Raw genomic sequence first — 20045 nt, forward strand, 5'->3', positions numbered from 1 at the left:
AATAAGGAAATCGCCGTGGCTCGCAAGACCCCTATTGAGCGTTACCGTAATATCGGTATTTCAGCTCACATTGATGCAGGTAAAACGACTACTACCGAACGTATTTTGTTCTACACCGGTGTTAATCACAAAATTGGTGAAGTTCATGATGGCGCTGCCACTATGGACTGGATGGAGCAAGAGCAAGAGCGTGGTATTACCATTACTTCTGCTGCAACGACTACATACTGGAAAGGTATGGGTCTGCAGTTCCAAGAGCACTTGGTAAATATTATTGATACCCCAGGTCACGTAGACTTTACGATTGAAGTAGAGCGTTCTATGCGTGTTCTGGATGGCGCGTGTATGGTTTATTGTGCTGTGGGTGGTGTTCAACCTCAGTCAGAAACTGTGTGGCGTCAAGCTAACAAGTATAACGTTCCTCGTTTAGCGTTCGTGAATAAGATGGACCGCTCAGGTGCCAACTTCTTCCGTGCTGTTGAGCAAATGAAGCTGCGCTTGAAAGCTAATCCTGTGCCTGTGGTTGTGCCTATTGGTGCAGAAGATAAGTTTGAAGGTGTTGTAGATCTTCTGAAAATGAAAGCGATTATCTGGGACGATGCGTCTCAAGGTATGAAGTTTGAGTACGGCGACATTCCGGCTGATTTGGTGTCAGTAGCACAAGAATGGCGTGAGAAGATGGTTGAATCTGCGGCTGAGGCTTCAGAAGAGTTGATGAATAAGTACCTAGAAACCGGTGAGCTTTCTGAAGAAGAAATCATTGCTGCTTTGCGTACTCGTACATTGGCTTGCGAAATTCAACCTGTTCTTTGCGGTTCAGCATTTAAGAATAAGGGCGTTCAACGTATGTTGGATGCGGTAATTGAATTCTTGCCATCACCTTTGGATATTCCAGATGTGAAGGGTGTTGATGACCGTGAGCAAGAGGCTTCTCGCCCTGCTTCTGATGATGCCCCATTCTCTGCTCTTGCATTCAAATTGATGAATGACCCGTATGTTGGTCAGTTGACTTTCTTCCGTGTTTACTCAGGTGTTTTGAACTCAGGTGATTCTGTTCTTAACTCTGTGAAAGACAAGAAAGAGCGTATTGGTCGTATCGTTCAAATGCATGCAAATGATCGTAAAGAGATCGAAGAAGTTCGTGCTGGCGATATTGCTGCTGCGATTGGTTTGAAAGACGTTACAACCGGTGAAACTCTTTGTGATCCTGCTAGCCCAATTATTTTGGAGCGCATGGTATTCCCTGAGCCAGTAATTCACGTTGCAGTTGAGCCGAAAACTAAAGCTGACCAAGAAAAAATGGGTATTGCGCTTGGCCGTTTGGCTAAAGAAGATCCATCTTTCCGTGTTAAAACGGACGAAGAAACTGGGCAGACAATTATGTCTGGTATGGGTGAGTTGCACCTTGAGATTCTTGTCGACCGTATGAAGCGTGAGTTTGGTGTTGAAGCTAATGTTGGTGCTCCGCAAGTTGCATATCGCGAAACAATTACCCAAATCGCTGCCGACGTTCAAGGTAAGCATGCGAAACAGTCTGGTGGTAAAGGTCAGTATGGCGATTGTACGATCACGATCGAGCCGGCTGGTGAAGGTAATGGCTATAGCTTCCATGATGAGATCAAGGGCGGTGTGATTCCTCGTGAATTCATTCCTTCTGTTGATAAGGGTATCCAAAATACAATGAAGTCGGGTGTGTTGGCTGGCTTCCCTGTTGTTGACGTTAAAGTTCGCTTGACGTTTGGTTCTTACCACGATGTTGACTCGTCTCAGATTGCATTTGAATTGGCTGGTTCTTTGGCATTCAAAGAAGCTATGCGTCGTGCAGGGCCGGTAATTCTTGAGCCAATGATGGCTGTTGAAATCGAGACTCCAGAAGACTACATGGGCGACATCATGGGTGATATCTCTTCACGCCGTGGTATCTTGCAGGGTATGGATGATAATCCTGCTGGCGGTAAAATGGTTAAAGCTGAAGTTCCGTTGTCAGAGATGTTTGGCTACTCAACTACTTTGCGCTCAATGTCGCAAGGTCGTGCTACGTACTCAATGGAATTTAAGCACTACTCTATTGCGCCTAAACATATTGCAGACGCTATCGTTACTAAGAAATAATTTTATTTAAGGATTTTCAGAAAATGGCAAAAGAAAAGTTTACGCGGACAAAGCCGCACGTTAACGTGGGTACAATCGGTCACGTGGATCATGGCAAAACAACGCTGACAGCTGCGATTACTACAATTCTGTCGAAAAAATTCGGTGGTATTGCTAAAGATTACGCATCAATTGATAGCGCGCCAGAAGAAAAAGCACGTGGTATTACGATTAATACTGCGCACGTTGAGTACGAAACTGAAATCCGTCACTACGCACACGTTGACTGCCCAGGTCACGCGGACTACGTGAAAAACATGATTACTGGTGCCGCTCAGATGGACGGCGCGGTATTGGTTGTTTCTGCAGCCGACGGTCCTATGCCACAAACTCGCGAGCACATCTTGTTGTCTCGTCAAGTTGGTGTTCCATACATCATCGTATTCATGAACAAAGCTGACTTGGTTGATGATGCTGAGTTGCTTGAATTGGTTGAAATGGAAATTCGTGATTTGTTGTCTAAATACGATTTCCCAGGTGATGACACTCCTGTTATTACTGGTTCTGCACGTTTGGCACTTGAAGGTGACCAATCAGAATATGGTGAGCCAGCCATCTTCCGCTTGGCAGATGCTTTGGATACTTACATTCCTGAGCCAGAGCGCGCAATCGACGGTACATTCTTGATGCCAGTTGAAGACGTGTTCTCAATTTCTGGTCGTGGTACTGTTGTAACTGGCCGTGTTGAGCGTGGTATTGTTAAAGTGGGTGAAGAGATCGAGATCGTTGGTATCGTTCCAACGGTTAAGACGACTTGTACAGGTGTTGAGATGTTCCGTAAATTGCTTGACCAAGGTCAAGCAGGTGACAACATCGGTGCCTTGCTCCGTGGTACTAAGCGTGAAGACGTTCAGCGTGGTCAAGTTTTGGCAAAACCAGGTTCAATCACTCCGCACACTAAGTTCACTGCAGAGATCTACGTATTGTCTAAAGATGAAGGTGGTCGTCATACGCCATTCTTTAGTAACTACCGTCCACAGTTCTACTTCCGTACAACTGACGTGACTGGCGCGATTGAATTGCCAGAAGGTACAGAAATGGTAATGCCTGGTGATAACGTATCAATCACTGTGACTTTGATCTGCCCAGTTGCGATGGAGCAAGGTTTGCGCTTCGCGATTCGTGAAGGTGGTCGTACTGTTGGCGCCGGTGTTGTTGCCACGATTCTTGTTTAAGGAACGTGTAAATGCAAAACCAAAAAATTCGCATCCGTTTGAAAGCATTTGACTATGCTTTGATTGATCGTTCGGCTCAAGAGATTGTAGAGACGGCAAAGCGCACAGGTGCTGTTGTTAAGGGGCCAATTCCTTTGCCAACAAAAATTGAGCGTTTCGATATTTTGAGCTCTCCACACGTTAACAAAACTGCGCGTGATCAATTCGAAATCCGTACTCATTTGCGTATGATGGATATCGTAGATCCGACAGATAAAACTGTTGATGCTCTGATGAAGCTTGATTTGCCTGCTGGCGTTGATGTTGAAATTAAATTGAACTAAGTTGTTTGTTTTGGTGCGGTTGATTAAAAAACTTGCACTAACTATAAACATGCGATAATATCTCGGGCTTGCCATTTATAGTGGCAAGCCCGTTTTATTTTTTAATAGTCATAGCCAGTCAATCGTAACTGGCCCTTGAAAAGGGAATAACTATGAGCTTAGGTCTTGTAGGTCGCAAGGTCGGCATGACTCGCGTTTTTGCTGAGGATGGTGCTTCCATTCCAGTGACTGTGCTTGATATGTCAGCCAATCGCGTCACGCAAATCAAAACATTAGAGGCTGACGGCTACTCTGCCGTTCAAGTTACTTTTGGTTTGAAAAAAGCTAGTCGTGTTAATAAAGCAGAAGCTGGTCATTTTGCTAAAGCAGGTGTAGAAGCTGGTTTGGCGCTCGTTGAGTTCCGTGTGCCTGCTGAAAAGGCTGCTGAGCTTAAAGCTGGTGATGCTTTATCTGTAGATTTGTTTAGTGTTGGTCAAATGGTTGATGTTACTGGTACTACCCAAGGTAAGGGTTGGGCTGGTGTTATCAAACGTTACCACTTTGCATCTAATCGTGCTTCGCACGGTAACTCAGTTTCTCACCGTTCAGCTGGTTCTATTGGTCAGGCTCAAGATCCTGGTCGCGTATTGCCAGGTAAGCGCATGGCGGGTCAACTCGGTAATGTTCAGCGTACTGTTCAAAACCTAGAAGTTGTTCGCGTAGATGCTGAGCGTCAGTTGTTGCTGGTTAAGGGTGGTGTACCGGGCTCTAAAGGCAATGACGTTATCGTTCGTTCGAGCGTTAAGGCAGGTGCATAATGGAACTTAAAGTTGTTAATACAAAAGGCGAGTCTCAAGTTGCTTTTGCGGCTTCTGATGACTTGTTTGGTCGTGAATTTAATGAGGCTTTGGTTCATCAAGTTGTAACTGCTTACTTTGCAAATGCCCGTAGCGCTAATCGTGCGCAATTGGGTCGTGATAATGTTAAGCATTCAACTAAAAAACCTTGGCGTCAAAAAGGTACTGGCCGTGCTCGTGCTGGTATGTCGTCTTCTCCGTTGTGGCGTGGTGGTGGTCGTGCATTCCCAAATAGCCCTGATGAGAACTTCTCGCACAAAGTAAATCGTAAAATGTACCGTGCAGGTATTGCAACGATCGTTTCTCAATTGGTGCGCGAAGAGCGTTTGCTGGTTGTTGATTCGTTTGCTTTGGAAGCGCCAAAAACTAAAGCTTTTGCTCAAAAATTGGCTGAAATGCAGCTTGATAACGTATTGATCGTTACTAAAGAGCTGGATGAGAACCTGTATTTGGCTTCGCGCAATCTGCCACATGTATTGGTGTTGGAAGCTACGCAAGTTGATCCGGTAAGTTTGGTACGCTTCAAGAAAGTTGTGTTCACGCGTGATGCACTACAGGCTTTTGAGGAGTTGTTTGCATGATCAAAATCGCAGAAAATCGCATGCTTCAAGTGATTTTGGCGCCAGTGGTGTCTGAAAAGGGCACTATGATCGCTGAAAAAGCTGAGCAAGTCGTATTTCGTGTGTCAACCGATGCGACTAAGGCTGAAATTAAAGCGGCAGTAGAACTTTTGTTTAAAGTGAAAGTAGAAGCTGTCAATGTAGTTAACGTAAAAGGTAAGACTAAGCGTTTCGGCCGTACCAATGGTCGTCGTAAAGACTGGAAAAAGGCTTATGTTAGCCTGGTTTCAGGTCAAGAGCTTGATCTTGCTGCTGCGCAATAAGGAGGCTGATAATGGCTTTGGTTAAAGTAAAACCGACATCGCCCGGTCGCCGCGCAGTCGTTAAAGTTGTAAGTCCTGATTTGCACAAAGGCGCGCCTTACGCACCTTTGTTGGTAAAAAAATCAAAAACAGGTGGTCGTAATAATAATGGCCATATCACTACTCGTCATATTGGTGGTGGTCACAAGCAGCATTACCGTTTAATCGACTTCCGTCGTAATAAAGATGGTATCGTGGCAAAAGTTGAGCGCTTGGAATACGATCCGAATCGTACTGCAAACATCGCTTTGTTGTGCTACGCAGATGGTGAACGTGCTTACATTATTGCTCCTAAAGGCTTGACTGCAGGTATGACTGTGGTTTCTGGTTCTGAGGCGCCAATTAAAGTTGGTAACACTCTGCCAATTCGTAATATCCCAGTTGGTTCTACGATCCATTGTATCGAAATGCAACCAGGTAAAGGTGCTCAGATTGCACGTTCAGCTGGTACAAGTGTTCAGTTGCTGGCTCGTGATGGTTCTTACGCTCAATTGCGCCTTCGCTCAGGTGAGATTCGCAAAGTGCACGTAGACTGCCGCGCAACGATTGGTGAGGTGGGTAATAGTGAGCACAGCCTACGTTCTTACGGTAAAGCTGGTGCTAAACGTTGGTTGGGTGTTCGTCCTACTGTTCGTGGTACTGCAATGAATCCAGTTGACCATCCGCACGGTGGTGGTGAAGGTCGTACAGGTGAAGGTCGTGTGCCTGTTAGTCCTTGGGGTCAGCCAACTAAGGGCTATCGTACGCGTCGTAACAAGCGTACTAGCAATATGATCGTTCGCCGTCGTCCAGCGAATAAGAGGTAATGTAAATGGCACGTTCTCTTAAAAAGGGTCCATTTGTTGACCTGCACTTGTTGAAAAAAGTTGAGGCGGTTCGCGCAACTAATGACAAGCGTCCAGTTAAAACTTGGTCACGTCGTTCAACAGTATTGCCAGACTTTGTTGGTCTGACTATTGCTGTGCATAACGGCAAACAGCATATTCCTGTTTACGTTAATGAAAACATGGTAGGCCATAAGTTGGGTGAGTTTGCACTGACCCGTACTTTTAAAGGCCATGCCGCGGACAAAAAATCCAAGCGATAAGGTGAAGACATGCAAGTATCTGCTGTACTAAGCAACACTCGCCTCTCCGCTCAAAAAGCGCGGCTTGTCGCTGACCTCGTTCGTGGCAAGCCTGTTGAGCAGGCGTTAAACATTCTGGCCTTCAGCCCTAAAAAGGGTGCGGTACTGATTAAGAAGGTTTTGGAGTCGGCTATTGCCAATGCCGAGCACAATGAAGGTGCCGATATCGACACCCTAAAAGTGAAAACGATTTATGTGGATAAAGGACCTTCTTTGAAGCGTTTTACTGCTCGTGCTAAAGGCCGTGGCAATAAAATCGAGAAGCAAACTTGCCACATCACGCTGACTGTTGGCGATTAAGGAGCGACTCATGGGTCAGAAAATTCATCCGACGGGTTTTCGTTTACCTGTCACCAAAAATTGGTCCTCGCGCTGGTATGCAAGCAGCACTAGTTTTGCAAAAATGCTTAACGAAGATATCGAAGTTCGTGCATTTTTAAAGAAAAAATTAGTTGGTGCTGCTGTTAGTCGTATCGTTATTGAGCGTCCAGCAAAAAATGCCAAGGTTACAATTTACTCGGCTCGTCCTGGTGTTGTGATTGGCAAAAAAGGCGAAGATATTGAGCAGTTGAAGCTTGCTTTGCAAAAAATCTTGAATGTTCCTGTTCATGTGAATATTGAAGAAGTGCGCAAGCCTGAGATTGATGCCCAAATTATTGCTGATAGCATTACTGCTCAATTAGAAAAGCGCGTAATGTTCCGTCGTGCTATGAAGCGTGCAATGCAAAATGCGATGCGCCTGGGTGCTCAAGGTATCAAGATCATGTCTTCGGGACGTTTGAATGGTATCGAAATTGCACGTACTGAATGGTACCGTGAAGGTCGTGTTCCATTGCATACATTGCGTGCAGATATTGATTATGCAACTTCTGAAGCCAAAACTACTTACGGTATTATTGGTGTTAAGGTTTGGGTTTACAAAGGCGATTTAAAGCCTGGTGAGCGCGTAGCCGCAGAGGTAGTAGAGCCACAGAAGAAACCACGTAAGGGGCCACGAAATGCTGCAGCCAACTAGACTCAAGTACCGTAAGGTTCAAAAAGGTCGTAATACTGGTATTGCTACACGTGGTAATACTGTTGCGTTCGGTGAATTCGGTTTGAAAGCAATTGGTCGTGGTCGTTTGACTGCGCGTCAGATCGAATCTGCTCGTCGTGCTATTACGCGTTACATTAAACGTGGTGGCCGTGTTTGGATTCGAGCGTTTCCAGATAAACCTATTTCTACTAAGCCCGCTGAAGTTCGTATGGGTGGGGGTAAGGGTTCACCTGATTACTACGTGGCAGAAATTCAACCAGGTAAAGTTTTGTACGAATTGAATGGTGTGTCTGAAGAAGTGGCTCGTGAGGCGTTCCGTTTGGCGTCCGCTAAGTTGCCATTTGCAGTGACCATGGTTTCTCGTCAAGTGGGGCAATGATGAAAGCAACTGAACTACAACAAAAAACCGTTGACGAGCTGAAGGGCGAGTTAACGTCGTTGTTGAAAGCCCAGTTTAGTCTTCGCATGCAGCATGCGACAGGACAATTGGCTAATACCAGCGAAATCAAGCGTGTGCGCAGAGATGTTGCACGTGTACTTACTGTTCTGAATCAGAAGGCTGCCTAATATGAGCGAAGCAAAACTCAAGCGTACGCTGACTGGTCGAGTGGTTAGCGCAAAGATGGACAAGACTGTTACTGTATTGGTGGAGCGTTTGGTTAAGCACCCACTTTACGGAAAAATGGTTCGTCAGTCTAAAAAATACCATGCACATGACGAAGCAAATCAGTATGTAGATGGTGATTTGGTTGTGATTGCAGAGTGCCGTCCGTTGTCTAAAACTAAAAATTGGACTGTGACTGCCTTGGTAGAAAAAGCTCGCGCTGTATAATTGATGTAATTAATTATATTTAGCATAAAAGCTTGTGTGGGCATTCTGCTTTGTGTAGAATGCCCTCTTTCCTTGTGAGGTCCATTGGATTTCACTGTTTTCCCATCGGGATCCAAAACTAGCCGCTATTGGCTCGGTTCATCCGGGCACCTGGTAAACCAGGCTGATTAAGCGGGTTAAGTTGGAGGTTTGTCTTAAATGATTCAAATGCAATCAAAGCTAGATGTTGCTGATAACACGGGTGCGCGTTCTGTAATGTGCATTAAAGTGTTGGGCGGCTCTAAGCGCCGTTATGCGTCTGTTGGCGATATCATCAAGGTTAGCATTAAAGATGCTGCACCTCGTAGTCGTGTTAAAAAAGGCGATGTATACAATGCGGTCGTAGTTCGTACCGCTAAGGGTGTACGTCGTGCTGATGGCGCGCTTATTAAGTTTGATGGTAATGCGGCTGTTCTTCTTAATGCAAAACTTGAGCCGATCGGCACTCGTATTTTCGGGCCAGTTACGCGTGAATTGCGTACAGAGCGTTTTATGAAAATCGTGTCACTCGCGCCAGAAGTTCTTTAAGGGGTATCCAGCATGAACAAGATTCGCAAAGGCGATGAAGTAATCGTTCTCACTGGCAAAGATAAGGGTAAGCGCGGCATCGTGCTTACATCTATTCCAGCTGAAGGTCGTGTTGTGGTTGAAGGTGTGAATGTTGCTAAAAAGCACCAAAAACCAAATCCAATGCGCGGCGTTCAAGGTGGTATCGTTGAGTTGACTAAGTCAATTGACGTATCTAATGTGGCTATCTTCAATACTGCGACTGGCAAGGCTGATCGTGTTGGCTTCAAGATTCTTGAGGACGGCAAGAAAGTGCGTGTGTTCAAGTCTAGTGGCGAAGTAGTTGGCGGCTAAGGGGAATCAAGATGGCTCGTTTTCAAGAGATTTATGAGAACCAGATTGTTCCCGAGTTGATTAAGCAATTCGGCTACAAGTCTGTGATGCAAGTGCCACGTATCGAAAAAATCACCATCAACATGGGTGTTGGTGAGGCAGTTGCAGATAAAAAAGTAATGGATTTCGCAGTTGGTGATATGCAGAAAATTGCAGGTCAAAAGCCGGTGGTTACAAAGTCTAAAAAGTCGATTGCGGGCTTTAAGATTCGTGATAACTATCCAGTTGGCTGCAAAGTTACTTTGCGTCGCGAACGTATGTTTGAATTCCTTGATCGCCTGATCACAATCGCGCTGCCGCGTGTGCGTGACTTCCGTGGTGTTGGTGGCAAGTCCTTTGATGGACGTGGCAACTTTAACATGGGTGTGAAAGAGCAAATTATCTTCCCGGAAATTGAGTACGATAAGATTGATGCGCTTCGTGGTATGAATATCACGATCACAACTACGGCTAAAACTGACGATGAAGCGCGTGCTTTGCTCGCTGCCTTCAAATTCCCGTTTAAGACTTGAGGCGATCATGGCAAAACTTGCACTGATTAATCGTGAAGCAAAACGCGCAGCTGCTGTACAAAAGTTTGCAGCTAAACGCGCCGCGCTTTTGGTCGTAATTAACGATCAAAATGCGAGTGAAGAAGAACAATTCCAAGCTCGCTTGAAACTCCAGCAACTTCCACGTAATGCATCACCAGTACGTCTGCATAATCGCTGCGCGCTAACTGGTCGTTCACGTGGTGTGTTCCGCAAATTCGGTCTCGGTCGCAGTAAGCTGCGTGAGCTCGCCTTCAAAGGTGAGATCCCGGGTCTGGTCAAAGCTAGCTGGTAATAGGAGAGATAACACATGGCAATGCATGATCCTATCGCCGATATGTTGACTCGTATCCGCAATGCACAACGTGCTGATAAAGCTGCTGTGGCTATGCCTTCTTCTAAACTGAAAGTGGCAATTGCTAAAGTTTTGGTGGAAGAAGGTTATGTTGAATCGTTTACCGTTGCTGGCGACGTTAAACCTGTTTTGACAATTGAATTGAAATACTATGCTGGTCGCCCAGTTATTGAGCGTCTTGATCGTGTTTCTAAGCCTGGACTGCGTGATTATCGCGGTGCTGGTGACATTCCAAATGTAATGAATGGTCTTGGTGTGGCGATTGTGTCTACATCCAAGGGTGTGATGACCGACCGCAAAGCGCGTGCCAATGGTATTGGTGGCGAGCTTTTGTGCATCGTAGCTTGATGAGGGATTCACAATGTCACGCGTAGCTAAAAGCCCGGTAGCGATTCCGGCAGGCGTTGAAGTAAGTGTTGCTTCAGGTCAAATCGTTGTTAAAGGACCTAAGGGTTCTTTGGCTCAACCTATTGTTTCAGATGTAACTGTTAAAGTTGAAGACGGCAATGTGGTTTTTGCCGCAAATGGCAATAGCAAGTTTGCTCGTGCTATGTCTGGTACTTTACGTGCACTTGTTAACAACATGGTTAATGGTGTGTCTAAAGGTTTTGAGCGTAAATTAACACTTGTTGGTGTTGGTTATCGTGCTCAAGCCCAAGGCGAAGTATTGAATCTCTCATTGGGTTTCTCACATCCAGTAGCACATGCAATTCCTAAAGGAATTACGTGTGAGACTCCATCTCAAACTGAGATCCTATTGAAGGGTGCCGATAAACAGCTTATTGGTCAGGTTGCTGCAGATATTCGCGCTTACCGCTCTCCAGAACCTTATAAAGGTAAAGGCGTTCGTTATGCTGATGAAGTTGTGGTTATCAAAGAAACCAAGAAGAAGTAATCGAGGCTGAATCATGGATAAGAATCAAAGTAGACTTCGTCGTGCACGTAAAACCCGTGCCAAGATTGCGGAGCTCAAGGTTGTGCGCTTGTCGGTCCATCGTACCAATAGCCACATGTACGCCCAAATTATTGATGCAACGGGTGGTAATGTTTTGGCTTCAGCGAATACATTGGAAGCAACTTTGCGTGCTGAAGTTAAAAATGGTGGCAGTGTTGCTGGTGCAACCGCTGTTGGTAAATTGATTGCAGAACGTGCAAAGGCAGCTGGTATTCAAGCAGTTGCATTTGATCGTTCCGGTTTCCAGTACCATGGTCGCGTGAAAGCGTTGGCTGATGCTGCTCGTGAAGCTGGCCTGGCCTTCTAATTGAGTTTGGAGTTGAATAATGGCTAAGAACGAAAGAGAAGAAGTTAAGGACGGTCTGCTCGAGAAAATGGTTAGCGTTAATCGCGTAACCAAAGTTGTGAAGGGTGGTCGTATCCTTGGCTTTGCTGCACTTACTGTTGTTGGTGACGGCGATGGTAGTGTGGGCATGGGCAAAGGCAAGTCGAAAGAAGTGCCAGTTGCAGTGCAAAAAGCAATGGAAGAAGCTCGCCGGAAAATGGTGAAAGTGAATTTGCGTAACGGTACTGTGCAGCACACGGTATTTGGAAAGCATGGTGCAACTACTGTGTTTATGCAACCGGCTCCAGAAGGTACTGGTATTATTGCTGGTGGTCCTATGCGCGCTGTGTTTGAAGTGATGGGTATTCATAACATTACTGCAAAATGTCACGGTTCTACTAACCCATACAACATCGTGCGTGCGACTTTGGATGGTTTGGCTAAGCTTCAAACCCCTTCTGATATTGCTGCGAAGCGCGGCAAAACAGTTGAAGAAATTCTTGGGGGTGCACAATGAGCGAAGTTAAAACAATTAAGGTGACATTGGTTAAGAGCTTAATTGGTCGCCTTGAGGCTCATAAAGCGTGTGCACGTGGTTTGGGGTTGCGTCGTTTAAACAGCTCTGCTGTTGTGATCGATACTCCTGCAAATCGTGGCATGGTTAATAAAATCAGCTACTTGCTAAAGGTGGAGGGTTAATATGCAACTTAATAACCTAACTCCTGGTGCCGGCGCAAAACATGCAGCGAAGCGTGTTGGCCGTGGTATCGGTTCTGGTTTAGGCAAAACTTGTGGTCGTGGCCACAAGGGTCAAAAGTCTCGTACTGGTGGCTTTCATAAAGTGGGTTTCGAAGGCGGTCAAATGCCTTTGCAACGCCGTTTGCCTAAACGTGGTTTTGTGTCTCTTGCTAAAGGCAGGAATGCAGAAATTACTTTGTCTGAATTAAATGCATTGCCAATCGGTGAGGTTGACTTGTTGAGTCTAATTCAGGCTGGTTTGATTTCTCAGCATTCTTTAACTTGCAAAGTGGTGTTGTCTGGCACGATTGAGCGCGCAGTGACTGTAAAAGGTTTGGGCGTAACAAAGGGTGCAAAGGCTGCAATTGAAGCTGCTGGTGGTTCCATTAGCGAGTAATGCTGTAATTCAAAAGGATAGGGCAGAACGTGGCAAATCCCGCTTTGGCTGGCTCAGCAAGTAAATTTGCTGATCTTAAAAAACGGATCTGGTTCGTTGTCGGTGCGCTGATCGTTTATCGTATTGGCGCACATATTCCAGTACCGGGTATTAACCCGGTGGAATTGGCGAACTTGTTCCAATCGTCACAAACTGGCTTATTGAACATGTTTAACATGTTCTCAGGTGGTGCTCTTTCGCGATTTACTGTATTTGCGATTGGTATCATGCCTTACATTTCGGCGTCGATTATTGTTCAACTTGCCGGCGAAGTGCTGCCTTCCCTTAAACAGCTGAAAAAAGAGGGTGAATCTGGTAAGCGTAAACTTACTCAGTACACCCGCTATTTCACTGTTCTTTTGGCTTCGGCGCAAAGTTTTGGCATTGCAATGATGTTGTTTCGTCAGCCAAATTTGGTAGTAATGGATCAAGGTATGTTTGTTGTGATGACAATGATCTCCTTGGTGACCGGAACGATGTTTTTGATGTGGCTGGGTGAGCAGATTACAGAGCGTGGTATGGGTAATGGAATTTCTATCCTTATTTGTGCCGGTATCGCTGCGGGTGTGCCATCGGCAATCGCTAAGACATTAACGCTTTCAACTCAAGGTTCATTACCAATTTTATTGGTTTTGTTCTTGTTTGTGGGTGTTGTGTTGTTAACTGCTGCCGTTGTGTATGTTGAACGTGGACAACGTAAGGTTCCAATTCAATACGCAAAACGCCAAGTTGGTAATCGCTTGATGCAAGCGCAAAGTTCATTTTTACCTTTAAAAGTAAATATGGCGGGCGTAATTCCTCCGATTTTTGCCTCATCAATTATCCTATTTCCAGCTACGGTGTTGTCGTGGACTGGCAATAGCGAGAAATTGTCATGGCTTAAGTCATTAGGGGATATGCTTCATCCTGGACAGCCGTTATATGTATTGTTCTACGCTGCTGCGATCATATTCTTCTGTTTCTTTTATACCGCGCTTGTGTTTAGCCCAAGAGAAACAGCTGACAATTTGAAAAAGAGCGGTGCGATGGTTCCGGGTTATCGGCCTGGTGATCATACGGCGAAGTATGTTGAGAAAGTGATTCTACGGTTGACACTAGTAGGTGCAGTTTACATCACGATTATTTGCTTAATACCTGAGTTCTTGATTTTGAAATGGAATGTTCCATTCTACTTTGGTGGTACATCACTGCTAATTATGGTTGTGGTAACAATGGATTTCATGGCTCAATTGCAATCTTATGTGCTTTCTCATCAGTATGAAGGCTTGCTAAAGAAAGCAAACTTCAAGGGTTAAGTCAGTTTTTGTATTTGCCCTTATCTTGTAGACCTTTGTAATATTGCCAGTTTATTTTTTAAACTGGTAATGTTACATAAATCGGACGTGCGGTTCTTGTTTTACTTCCCAGCGAGTGGCGAATGCTATATGATTCACACCCTCTTGGATTGCATGGTTGCTTTTTGTGATCATAAAACAAGTTCTGTATTGTATTCCAGCCTTAGGGTTGGGATTTTATTTTTGATCGTAAAGGATAGACCATGAGAGTTCAGGCATCGGTCAAGAAAATCTGCCGTAATTGCAAAATTATTCGACGCAATCGTGTTGTTCGTGTGATTTGCACAGACCCACGGCACAAGCAGCGCCAAGGTTGATTCGTAAAATCAATTCTTGGAGTTAGTATCCACGACTTTTTAACCTGGGGTAAGAAGTATGGCCCGTATTGCTGGGGTTAATATTCCCAATCATCAGCATGCTGTGATCGGCCTTCAGGCTATTTTTGGTATCGGCCAAACTCGCGCTAAAGCGATTTGTGCAAGTACTGGAATTGAGCCAAGCAAGAAGGTAAAAGATCTCAGTGATGTTGAACTCGAAAAACTGCGTGACGAAGTAGGTAAATTCACTATTGAGGGTGATTTACGTCGTGAAGTAACGATGAGCATCAAGCGTCTTATGGATCTTGGTTGCTATCGTGGTTTACGTCATCGTAAAGGCTTACCTTGTCGCGGTCAGCGCACGAAAACCAACGCACGTACTCGTAAGGGTCCGCGCAAGGCTATCGCTGGCAAGAAGTAACTAAGGACATAAATTATGGCTAAAGCAAACACAGCTCGTGTACGTAAGAAAGTCAAGAAGAGCGTGTCTGAAGGTATCGTGCACGTTCACGCTTCTTTCAATAACACGATCATTACCATCACTGATCGCCAAGGCAATGCTTTATCTTGGGCTACCTCGGGCGGTGCTGGTTTCAAGGGCTCTCGTAAAAGTACACCTTTTGCTGCACAGGTTGCCGCAGAAGCTGCTGGTAAAGTTGCCCAAGAATATGGTGTTAAGAACCTCGAAGTTCGTATCAAAGGTCCGGGCCCAGGTCGCGAATCTGCAGTGCGTGCATTGAACGCGCTCGGCTTCAAGATCACCAGTATCTCGGATGTGACGCCAGTTCCACACAACGGCTGCCGTCCGTCGAAGAAGCGTCGTATCTAAATCTGGAGTAAGAAATGGCTCGTTATATTGGACCAAAGTGCAAACTTGCACGCCGCGAAGGAACGGATCTGTTCTTGAAGAGCGCTCGTCGTTCGCTCGATAGCAAATGCAAGCTGGAACAAGCCCCAGGCCAGCATGGCGCGAAGAAAAATACGCGTCAATCTGACTACGGCGTTCACCTGCGCGAAAAGCAAAAGATTCGTCGTATTTACGGCGTTCTAGAACGTCAATTCCGTGGCTACTTCCATGAAGCAGCGCGTCGCAAGGGTTCAACTGGTGAAAATCTGTTGAAACTTCTTGAGAGTCGCCTTGATAACGTTGTTTATCGCATGGGCTACGGTTCTACCCGTTCTGAATCTCGTCAACTAGTTTCCCATAAAGCAATCACTGTAAATGGCAAACCAGTAAATATCCCATCTTTCCAAGTTAAAGCTGGTGATGTGGTTGCTGTTCGTGAAAAGTCTAAGAAACAAGTACGTATTCAAGAGGCCTTGTCTCTTGCTGAAGGTATTGGTTTCCCAAACTGGGTGCAAGTTGATTCTAAGAAAATGGAAGGCGTATTTAAAAGTATGCCAGAGCGTTCTGACCTTTCTAGCGATATTAATGAATCGCTGGTGGTTGAATTCTATTCCAAGTAATAACTTGACCCGCTAAGGCAAGGGATACTGACTTATGCAAATCAACGCAAATGACTTGCTCAAACCGCGCATCATTGATGTACAGGCTGTTGCTTCGGCGCATGCTAAAGTTGTGATGGAGCCTTTTGAGCGTGGTTATGGCCATACGCTCGGTAATGCATTACGCCGGATTTTGCTTTCTTCAATGCCGGGGTATGCTCCGACAGAAGTTAAAATTGAAGGTGTTGTGCATGAATACTCCGCGCTAGATGGTGTACAGGAAGACGTTGTTGACATCCTGCTAAACCTTAAAGGCGTTGTGCTTAAGCTGCATGGTCGGGACTCTGTTACGCTCACTCTCTCTAAAGAGGGTGAGGGTATTGTTACGGCGTCCGACATTCAGCTTCCGCATGATGTCGAAGTGATCAATCCGAATCATGTGATTGCTCACCTTTCTGCTGGTGGTAAGCTCAACATGGAAGTTACAGTTGAGAAGGGGCGCGGCTATCAACCTGCTCCTGCTCGACTGAATAAAGATGAGGGTCGTACCATTGGTACGGTTGTGCTAGATGCTTCATTTAGCCCGATTCGCCGTGTTAGCTATCAAGTAGAAAGCGCTCGTGTCGAGCAGCGTACCGATCTTGATCGTTTAATTATCGACATTGAAACCAATGGCGTGATTGAACCGGATGAGGCAGTTCGCCAAGCCGCACGGATGTTGATTGACCAACTTGGCGTTTTTGCCGATTTGGAAGGTACGCCTGAAGTAACAGTTGCAGAACCAACTATCACAATAGATCCAATCTTGCTTCGCCCGGTTGATGATCTTGAATTGACAGTGCGTTCGGCTAATTGCCTTAAAGCGGAAAACATCTATTACATTGGCGATCTAATTCAACGTACAGAGACTGAGCTTTTAAAAGCACCTAATTTAGGTCGTAAGTCACTGAATGAGATCAAAGAAGTGCTAGCTTCGAAGGGCCTTAGCCTTGGCATGCGCCTCGAAAACTGGCCACCGGCTGGCTTAGATAAGCCTTGAAGTCGGCACTAGCAAAGGAACTGACAAATGCGTCACCGTCTTTCTAATCGTAAACTAAATCGCACGACAAGCCATCGTCTTGCGATGCTTCGCAACTTGGCTAACTCGTTGCTAAAGCATGAAGTAATTAAAACGACTCTACCAAAAGCAAAAGAACTTCGCCGTGTAGCTGAGCCGTTGATCACTTTGGGTAAAAAACCAAGTTTGGCTAATCGTCGCTTGGCATTTGACCGCACTCGTGATCGTGATGTTGTTGTAAAATTATTCGATGTGCTTGGCCCACGTTATGCAGCGCGTAACGGTGGCTATCTACGCGTTCTGAAGTGTGGTTTCCGTCAAGGTGACAATGCCCCTATGGCATTTGTTGAACTTGTTGATCGCCCTGAAGAAGTTGAAGCGCTAGACAGTGCAGAATAATTGGTAATTTGAAAAGGCCAACTCATGTTGGCCTTTTTTATTCTGTAATTAATCTTGCTGCTGTAGGTTGAACATCATACCAGTGCCATTGTTTTGCCGTATAAAGTGATGCCGAAACAATTAATTTATGCACATCTTCGGTATCAATTTTCAAGAATTCTGCTGCTTTGGCAAGATCTTCAAAGTATAGTTCAGAATAGACAGACCATTCCGTGTGTCTTGCAATTGAGGTTGCCAGTTTAACTAACCGTACGCGTGGCTCCTCATCATAATCATCATTTGCTAGGTGAGTTAGAATTTTAGGTAGGCTCCATAACGCGCAAAGTCTTTGCTGTAATTCATGAATGCTACAACCTAAGGTTTCATTTTGAATTTCTTTACTTCTTAAGTTTCGGTTCCCTTTTAATTTTTCTTTAATACTATTCATTAGCTCAGGTGCTATTTGCCAGAGTAGTATCTCAGCGGTTTCGTGTAATAGCGCAGCAGTGACAATTTCATTTGGGTCAAGGTCTCTTCTATATTTCCCCATTGAATCGGCTATTTGAGATGCGAAATATGCCCTATAGCATGTCTTGTGGCAGTTATCTATCGCAGTATCATTTCGACTCATTGCATCTTCAATATGTCGAGTACCACCGAAAGAGCTGAAAAAACCTTTAATGCCGATCATTAATAATACTTTTTCTATAGTGGTTACGTCCGTTGTTTGTGAATGACTGCGCTTTGTTTCTTGATGCTTTAATAATTTTAGACTGAGTAATGGGTCGTGTCTGATTAAGATTGATAAATCTCTCAGGTCAATATCACTGATGTTTTGCTGATGTTTTATAATTTGCTCATGGGTGTACTTTAATATTGGCACTTCAAGAGTGCTGAGTAGCGAGAGCCATGATTCAATATTATTTGGGTATTTTTTTGTCATTATGTTTGCTTCTTTTAAGGAAAATCCATTGATGCAGAACTATGTAATTGGAGATATACAAGGCTGTTTTGATGAGTTTATGGCCTTATTATCCTTAATTGAGTTTAAATCAAATCTTGATAAAGTCTATCTTGTTGGAGATTTGGTTAATCGAGGGCCGCGCTCTCTGGATGTGCTGCGGTTTGTGTATGAAAATAGGATGTCAATCCAGTTGGTGCTTGGTAACCACGATTTGCATTTATTGGCTTGCTGGGCGGGTGTTGCTATTACTAAGCCACAGGACACAATTACTGACATACTTGAGGCTGCTGATGTTGATGTATTAATGCACTGGCTGCGTACACAGCCTTTATTGATGGAGCTGCCAAATCATATTATTGTGCACGCAGGAATTAGTCCGAGTCTAAGCTTAATGCAAAATAGCCAGCTTGCTGAATTTTGTTCCCAAAAATTGGCAAGTGATAATTTTGTATGGTGGTTGTCAAATATGTATGGCAACACGCCTCTATCTTGGTCTGAAGATTTGACTGAGCTTGAACGTTTCAGGTTTGGAATAAATTCATTCACTAGAATGAGAATGCTGGCGGGGAGTGGTTTAGATTTGAGATTTAAGGGGACGATTGAGTCTGCGCCAGCGCATTTACGTCCTTGGTTTGTTGAAAATATTGAAGGTTCGAAGGTCGTTATATTTGGCCATTGGTCGGCTCTTGGCTTGTTTTTTAATGAAAAGGTAATTGCCTTAGATACGGGCTGTATATGGGGTGGACAATTGACTGCAATTTGTCTCGAGAATAATCGCTTATTTCAATGCCCAGCTCAATCAGGTGTGGGAGTTGTAGCTGAATAAATCCATTGCACGGACAGAGAAATTCTGACTTAGCTTGCTAAATCTGGCAGGGACGTTTGCGTGTCGTTTTCTGGGTTATCTGCTTGATCTTCGATACGGTAACTTTCATCTGCCCATGCACCTAAGTCGATTAACTTACACCGTTCAGAGCAAAAAGGCCGATAAGGATTACAGTCGTTGTACAGGCTAGTATTTCGGCAGATTGGGCACGAAACAAATATTGACGATGGCATTATAGATTGCAATATGACAATGTGAACTGAACGTCTGAATCAACCACTTTGGCTCGGTCGCCACTTGTGCTTGGCACAATGAAGCGGATGTTAATCGCATATCGATTAGCGGATAATTCTGGAACCGCAGGTAAATCATCGTTTAGGCTGACTTTTAGCAGCTGTACAGTCTTACCGCCAGACATTTGCTGAAACGATCCTGCTTTTGCAATAAAGTGGCTTGATTTAGCAGAGTCTCTTAATAGCTTTAAGACTATGTCTAAGCCATGTTTAATAGGGAGTAATGGGCTTAGCCAGCGTTCAATATCGAGCTTTCTACGCTCAGATGGTTGCGTTCGCCAGTAATGATAAGATGGAAGGTCGAACTCACAAACTCCACCAGGGATTGAGATTCTTTGCTTGATGGCCATTAACCATTCGTTTTCTCTTAGGTATTGTCCCAGTTTCCCCGTCATAGCAAGTAAACGAGCATGTGTTGATTCGATTTCTGTGAGTACACGCTCAAGTGCATCTTCTGAAATGTGTGGATTATTTCTAAGAACAATTAATGCTTGGCGTTGACGCTCTAATTCTTGTAGCAAGTCGGATTTAAGGTCTGCTCTGCTTGCTACTTCCATAATTTCAAAAATACCGAGCAGCGCCATGTGGTGATCGATTGGTTGATCACGGGATGCAAATGAAATAGTACGGATGTAGAGATCTTCGAGTCTCAACAGAGTTCGAATTTTCTCATTAATCGGGAATTCGTAGCTGATCACAATTTAATAGCCTTAGAAAGTTTTGCAATTCTGCAGCAAACCATCAATTTTGA

At 44.8% G+C, this 20045-nt stretch carries 34 protein-coding genes; 31 read left to right on the forward strand and 3 right to left on the reverse strand.

Going from position 1 to position 20045, the window contains the following annotated elements; translation table 11 throughout:
- Positions 1-15 precede the first annotated feature (15 nt).
- From fusA to rplQ, 30 genes are all read left to right on the forward strand, one after another.
- Positions 16-2112 (forward strand): elongation factor G, encoded by a 2097-nt coding sequence (gene fusA / locus GM173_RS09695; protein ID WP_203571165.1) that lies wholly within the window; start codon positions 16-18, stop codon positions 2110-2112.
- A 23-nt stretch (positions 2113-2135) separates the two neighbouring features.
- Positions 2136-3326 (forward strand): elongation factor Tu, encoded by a 1191-nt coding sequence (tuf, locus tag GM173_RS09700; RefSeq protein ID WP_203571155.1) that lies wholly within the window; start codon positions 2136-2138, stop codon positions 3324-3326.
- Positions 3327-3337: 11 nt separating this feature from the next.
- Positions 3338-3649 (forward strand): 30S ribosomal protein S10, encoded by a 312-nt coding sequence (gene rpsJ / locus GM173_RS09705; RefSeq protein ID WP_203571166.1) that lies wholly within the window; start codon positions 3338-3340, stop codon positions 3647-3649.
- Between the two features lie 152 nt (positions 3650-3801).
- Positions 3802-4446 (forward strand): 50S ribosomal protein L3, encoded by a 645-nt coding sequence (rplC, locus tag GM173_RS09710; protein ID WP_203571167.1) that lies wholly within the window; start codon positions 3802-3804, stop codon positions 4444-4446.
- Positions 4446-5066 (forward strand): 50S ribosomal protein L4, encoded by a 621-nt coding sequence (gene rplD, locus GM173_RS09715; protein ID WP_203571168.1) that lies wholly within the window; start codon positions 4446-4448, stop codon positions 5064-5066. The genes rplC and rplD overlap by 1 nt, the downstream gene beginning before the upstream one ends.
- Positions 5066-5368 (forward strand): 50S ribosomal protein L23, encoded by a 303-nt coding sequence (gene rplW / locus GM173_RS09720; protein WP_203571236.1) that lies wholly within the window; start codon positions 5066-5068, stop codon positions 5366-5368. The genes rplD and rplW overlap by 1 nt, the downstream gene beginning before the upstream one ends.
- Before the next feature lie 11 nt (positions 5369-5379).
- A complete protein-coding gene (gene rplB, locus GM173_RS09725; RefSeq protein ID WP_203571169.1) occupies positions 5380-6213 on the forward strand; it encodes a 50S ribosomal protein L2 in 834 nt (277 codons plus the stop codon).
- Positions 6214-6218: 5 nt separating this feature from the next.
- Complete coding sequence (rpsS, locus tag GM173_RS09730; protein WP_027469928.1) at positions 6219-6494, forward strand: 30S ribosomal protein S19; 276 nt, start codon at positions 6219-6221, stop codon at positions 6492-6494.
- A 9-nt stretch (positions 6495-6503) separates the two neighbouring features.
- A complete protein-coding gene (gene rplV / locus GM173_RS09735; protein WP_027469929.1) occupies positions 6504-6833 on the forward strand; it encodes a 50S ribosomal protein L22 in 330 nt (109 codons plus the stop codon).
- Between the two features lie 10 nt (positions 6834-6843).
- Positions 6844-7548 (forward strand): 30S ribosomal protein S3, encoded by a 705-nt coding sequence (gene rpsC, locus GM173_RS09740; protein WP_203571170.1) that lies wholly within the window; start codon positions 6844-6846, stop codon positions 7546-7548.
- A complete protein-coding gene (gene rplP, locus GM173_RS09745) occupies positions 7532-7948 on the forward strand; it encodes a 50S ribosomal protein L16 (RefSeq protein ID WP_203571171.1) in 417 nt (138 codons plus the stop codon). Before rpsC ends, rplP begins: the two co-directional genes overlap by 17 nt.
- Positions 7948-8136 carry a 50S ribosomal protein L29 gene (rpmC, locus tag GM173_RS09750; RefSeq protein ID WP_203571172.1) on the forward strand — a complete coding sequence of 63 codons (189 nt, stop codon included), beginning with the start codon at positions 7948-7950 and terminating at the stop codon, positions 8134-8136. Before rplP ends, rpmC begins: the two co-directional genes overlap by 1 nt.
- Before the next feature lies 1 nt (position 8137).
- A complete protein-coding gene (rpsQ, locus tag GM173_RS09755; RefSeq protein ID WP_203571173.1) occupies positions 8138-8401 on the forward strand; it encodes a 30S ribosomal protein S17 in 264 nt (87 codons plus the stop codon).
- A 198-nt stretch (positions 8402-8599) separates the two neighbouring features.
- Positions 8600-8968, forward strand: coding sequence for a 50S ribosomal protein L14 (rplN, locus tag GM173_RS09760; protein WP_027469934.1), 369 nt, complete (start codon positions 8600-8602; stop codon positions 8966-8968).
- A 12-nt stretch (positions 8969-8980) separates the two neighbouring features.
- A complete protein-coding gene (gene rplX, locus GM173_RS09765; RefSeq protein ID WP_203571174.1) occupies positions 8981-9301 on the forward strand; it encodes a 50S ribosomal protein L24 in 321 nt (106 codons plus the stop codon).
- A gap of 11 nt (positions 9302-9312) precedes the next feature.
- Complete coding sequence (gene rplE / locus GM173_RS09770) at positions 9313-9852, forward strand: 50S ribosomal protein L5 (protein WP_203571175.1); 540 nt, start codon at positions 9313-9315, stop codon at positions 9850-9852.
- A gap of 7 nt (positions 9853-9859) precedes the next feature.
- Positions 9860-10165, forward strand: a complete 306-nt coding sequence (rpsN, locus tag GM173_RS09775; RefSeq protein ID WP_203571176.1) for a 30S ribosomal protein S14 — start codon at positions 9860-9862, stop codon at positions 10163-10165.
- Positions 10166-10180: 15 nt separating this feature from the next.
- The gene (rpsH, locus tag GM173_RS09780) at positions 10181-10573 is read left to right on the forward strand and encodes a 30S ribosomal protein S8 (protein ID WP_203571177.1); all 393 of its coding nucleotides are present in this window, start codon (positions 10181-10183) and stop codon (positions 10571-10573) included.
- A gap of 13 nt (positions 10574-10586) precedes the next feature.
- The gene (rplF, locus tag GM173_RS09785; protein WP_203571178.1) at positions 10587-11120 is read left to right on the forward strand and encodes a 50S ribosomal protein L6; all 534 of its coding nucleotides are present in this window, start codon (positions 10587-10589) and stop codon (positions 11118-11120) included.
- A gap of 13 nt (positions 11121-11133) precedes the next feature.
- Positions 11134-11487 (forward strand): 50S ribosomal protein L18, encoded by a 354-nt coding sequence (gene rplR / locus GM173_RS09790; protein ID WP_203571179.1) that lies wholly within the window; start codon positions 11134-11136, stop codon positions 11485-11487.
- 19 nt (positions 11488-11506) lie between these two features.
- Positions 11507-12022: a 30S ribosomal protein S5 gene (gene rpsE, locus GM173_RS09795; RefSeq protein ID WP_203571180.1), complete on the forward strand. Its 516-nt coding sequence runs from the start codon at positions 11507-11509 to the stop codon at positions 12020-12022.
- Positions 12019-12204, forward strand: coding sequence for a 50S ribosomal protein L30 (gene rpmD, locus GM173_RS09800; protein ID WP_203571181.1), 186 nt, complete (start codon positions 12019-12021; stop codon positions 12202-12204). The genes rpsE and rpmD overlap by 4 nt, the downstream gene beginning before the upstream one ends.
- A gap of 1 nt (position 12205) precedes the next feature.
- Positions 12206-12640 (forward strand): 50S ribosomal protein L15, encoded by a 435-nt coding sequence (gene rplO, locus GM173_RS09805; protein ID WP_203571182.1) that lies wholly within the window; start codon positions 12206-12208, stop codon positions 12638-12640.
- A gap of 29 nt (positions 12641-12669) precedes the next feature.
- Positions 12670-13974 carry a preprotein translocase subunit SecY gene (gene secY / locus GM173_RS09810; RefSeq protein WP_203571183.1) on the forward strand — a complete coding sequence of 435 codons (1305 nt, stop codon included), beginning with the start codon at positions 12670-12672 and terminating at the stop codon, positions 13972-13974.
- Positions 13975-14216: 242 nt separating this feature from the next.
- Positions 14217-14330, forward strand: coding sequence for a 50S ribosomal protein L36 (rpmJ, locus tag GM173_RS09815; RefSeq protein ID WP_018748524.1), 114 nt, complete (start codon positions 14217-14219; stop codon positions 14328-14330).
- 58 nt (positions 14331-14388) lie between these two features.
- Positions 14389-14751 carry a 30S ribosomal protein S13 gene (gene rpsM, locus GM173_RS09820; protein ID WP_203571184.1) on the forward strand — a complete coding sequence of 121 codons (363 nt, stop codon included), beginning with the start codon at positions 14389-14391 and terminating at the stop codon, positions 14749-14751.
- A gap of 15 nt (positions 14752-14766) precedes the next feature.
- Entirely contained in the window at positions 14767-15159 is a 393-nt protein-coding gene (gene rpsK, locus GM173_RS09825; protein WP_203571185.1) for a 30S ribosomal protein S11, read from the forward strand.
- 14 nt (positions 15160-15173) lie between these two features.
- Positions 15174-15797 carry a 30S ribosomal protein S4 gene (gene rpsD, locus GM173_RS09830; RefSeq protein WP_203571186.1) on the forward strand — a complete coding sequence of 208 codons (624 nt, stop codon included), beginning with the start codon at positions 15174-15176 and terminating at the stop codon, positions 15795-15797.
- A 34-nt stretch (positions 15798-15831) separates the two neighbouring features.
- Complete coding sequence (locus tag GM173_RS09835) at positions 15832-16815, forward strand: DNA-directed RNA polymerase subunit alpha (RefSeq protein WP_203571187.1); 984 nt, start codon at positions 15832-15834, stop codon at positions 16813-16815.
- Positions 16816-16842: 27 nt separating this feature from the next.
- Complete coding sequence (rplQ, locus tag GM173_RS09840) at positions 16843-17232, forward strand: 50S ribosomal protein L17 (RefSeq protein WP_203571188.1); 390 nt, start codon at positions 16843-16845, stop codon at positions 17230-17232.
- A 37-nt stretch (positions 17233-17269) separates the two neighbouring features.
- On the opposite strand, the gene GM173_RS09845 is transcribed toward rplQ, so the two are convergent.
- Entirely contained in the window at positions 17270-18154 is an 885-nt protein-coding gene (locus GM173_RS09845; protein ID WP_203571189.1) for an HDOD domain-containing protein, read from the reverse strand.
- Between the two features lie 31 nt (positions 18155-18185).
- On the opposite strand from GM173_RS09845, the gene GM173_RS09850 reads away from it, so the two are divergent.
- Positions 18186-19001, forward strand: coding sequence for a symmetrical bis(5'-nucleosyl)-tetraphosphatase (locus GM173_RS09850; protein WP_203571190.1), 816 nt, complete (start codon positions 18186-18188; stop codon positions 18999-19001).
- Positions 19002-19030: 29 nt separating this feature from the next.
- Here the strand turns inward: GM173_RS09850 and GM173_RS09855 are convergent, their stop codons facing one another.
- Together GM173_RS09855 and zapD are read right to left on the reverse strand one after the other, a co-directional pair.
- A complete protein-coding gene (locus tag GM173_RS09855; protein ID WP_203571191.1) occupies positions 19031-19234 on the reverse strand; it encodes a DNA gyrase inhibitor YacG in 204 nt (67 codons plus the stop codon).
- Complete coding sequence (zapD, locus tag GM173_RS09860) at positions 19234-19992, reverse strand: cell division protein ZapD (protein WP_203571192.1); 759 nt, start codon at positions 19990-19992, stop codon at positions 19234-19236. Before zapD ends, GM173_RS09855 begins: the two co-directional genes overlap by 1 nt.
- Between the last annotated feature and the right edge of the window lie 53 nt (positions 19993-20045).

The sequence above is a fragment of the Deefgea chitinilytica genome, from assembly GCF_016881405.1.
GTDB classification, from domain to species: Bacteria; Pseudomonadota; Gammaproteobacteria; order Burkholderiales; family Chitinibacteraceae; genus Deefgea; species Deefgea chitinilytica.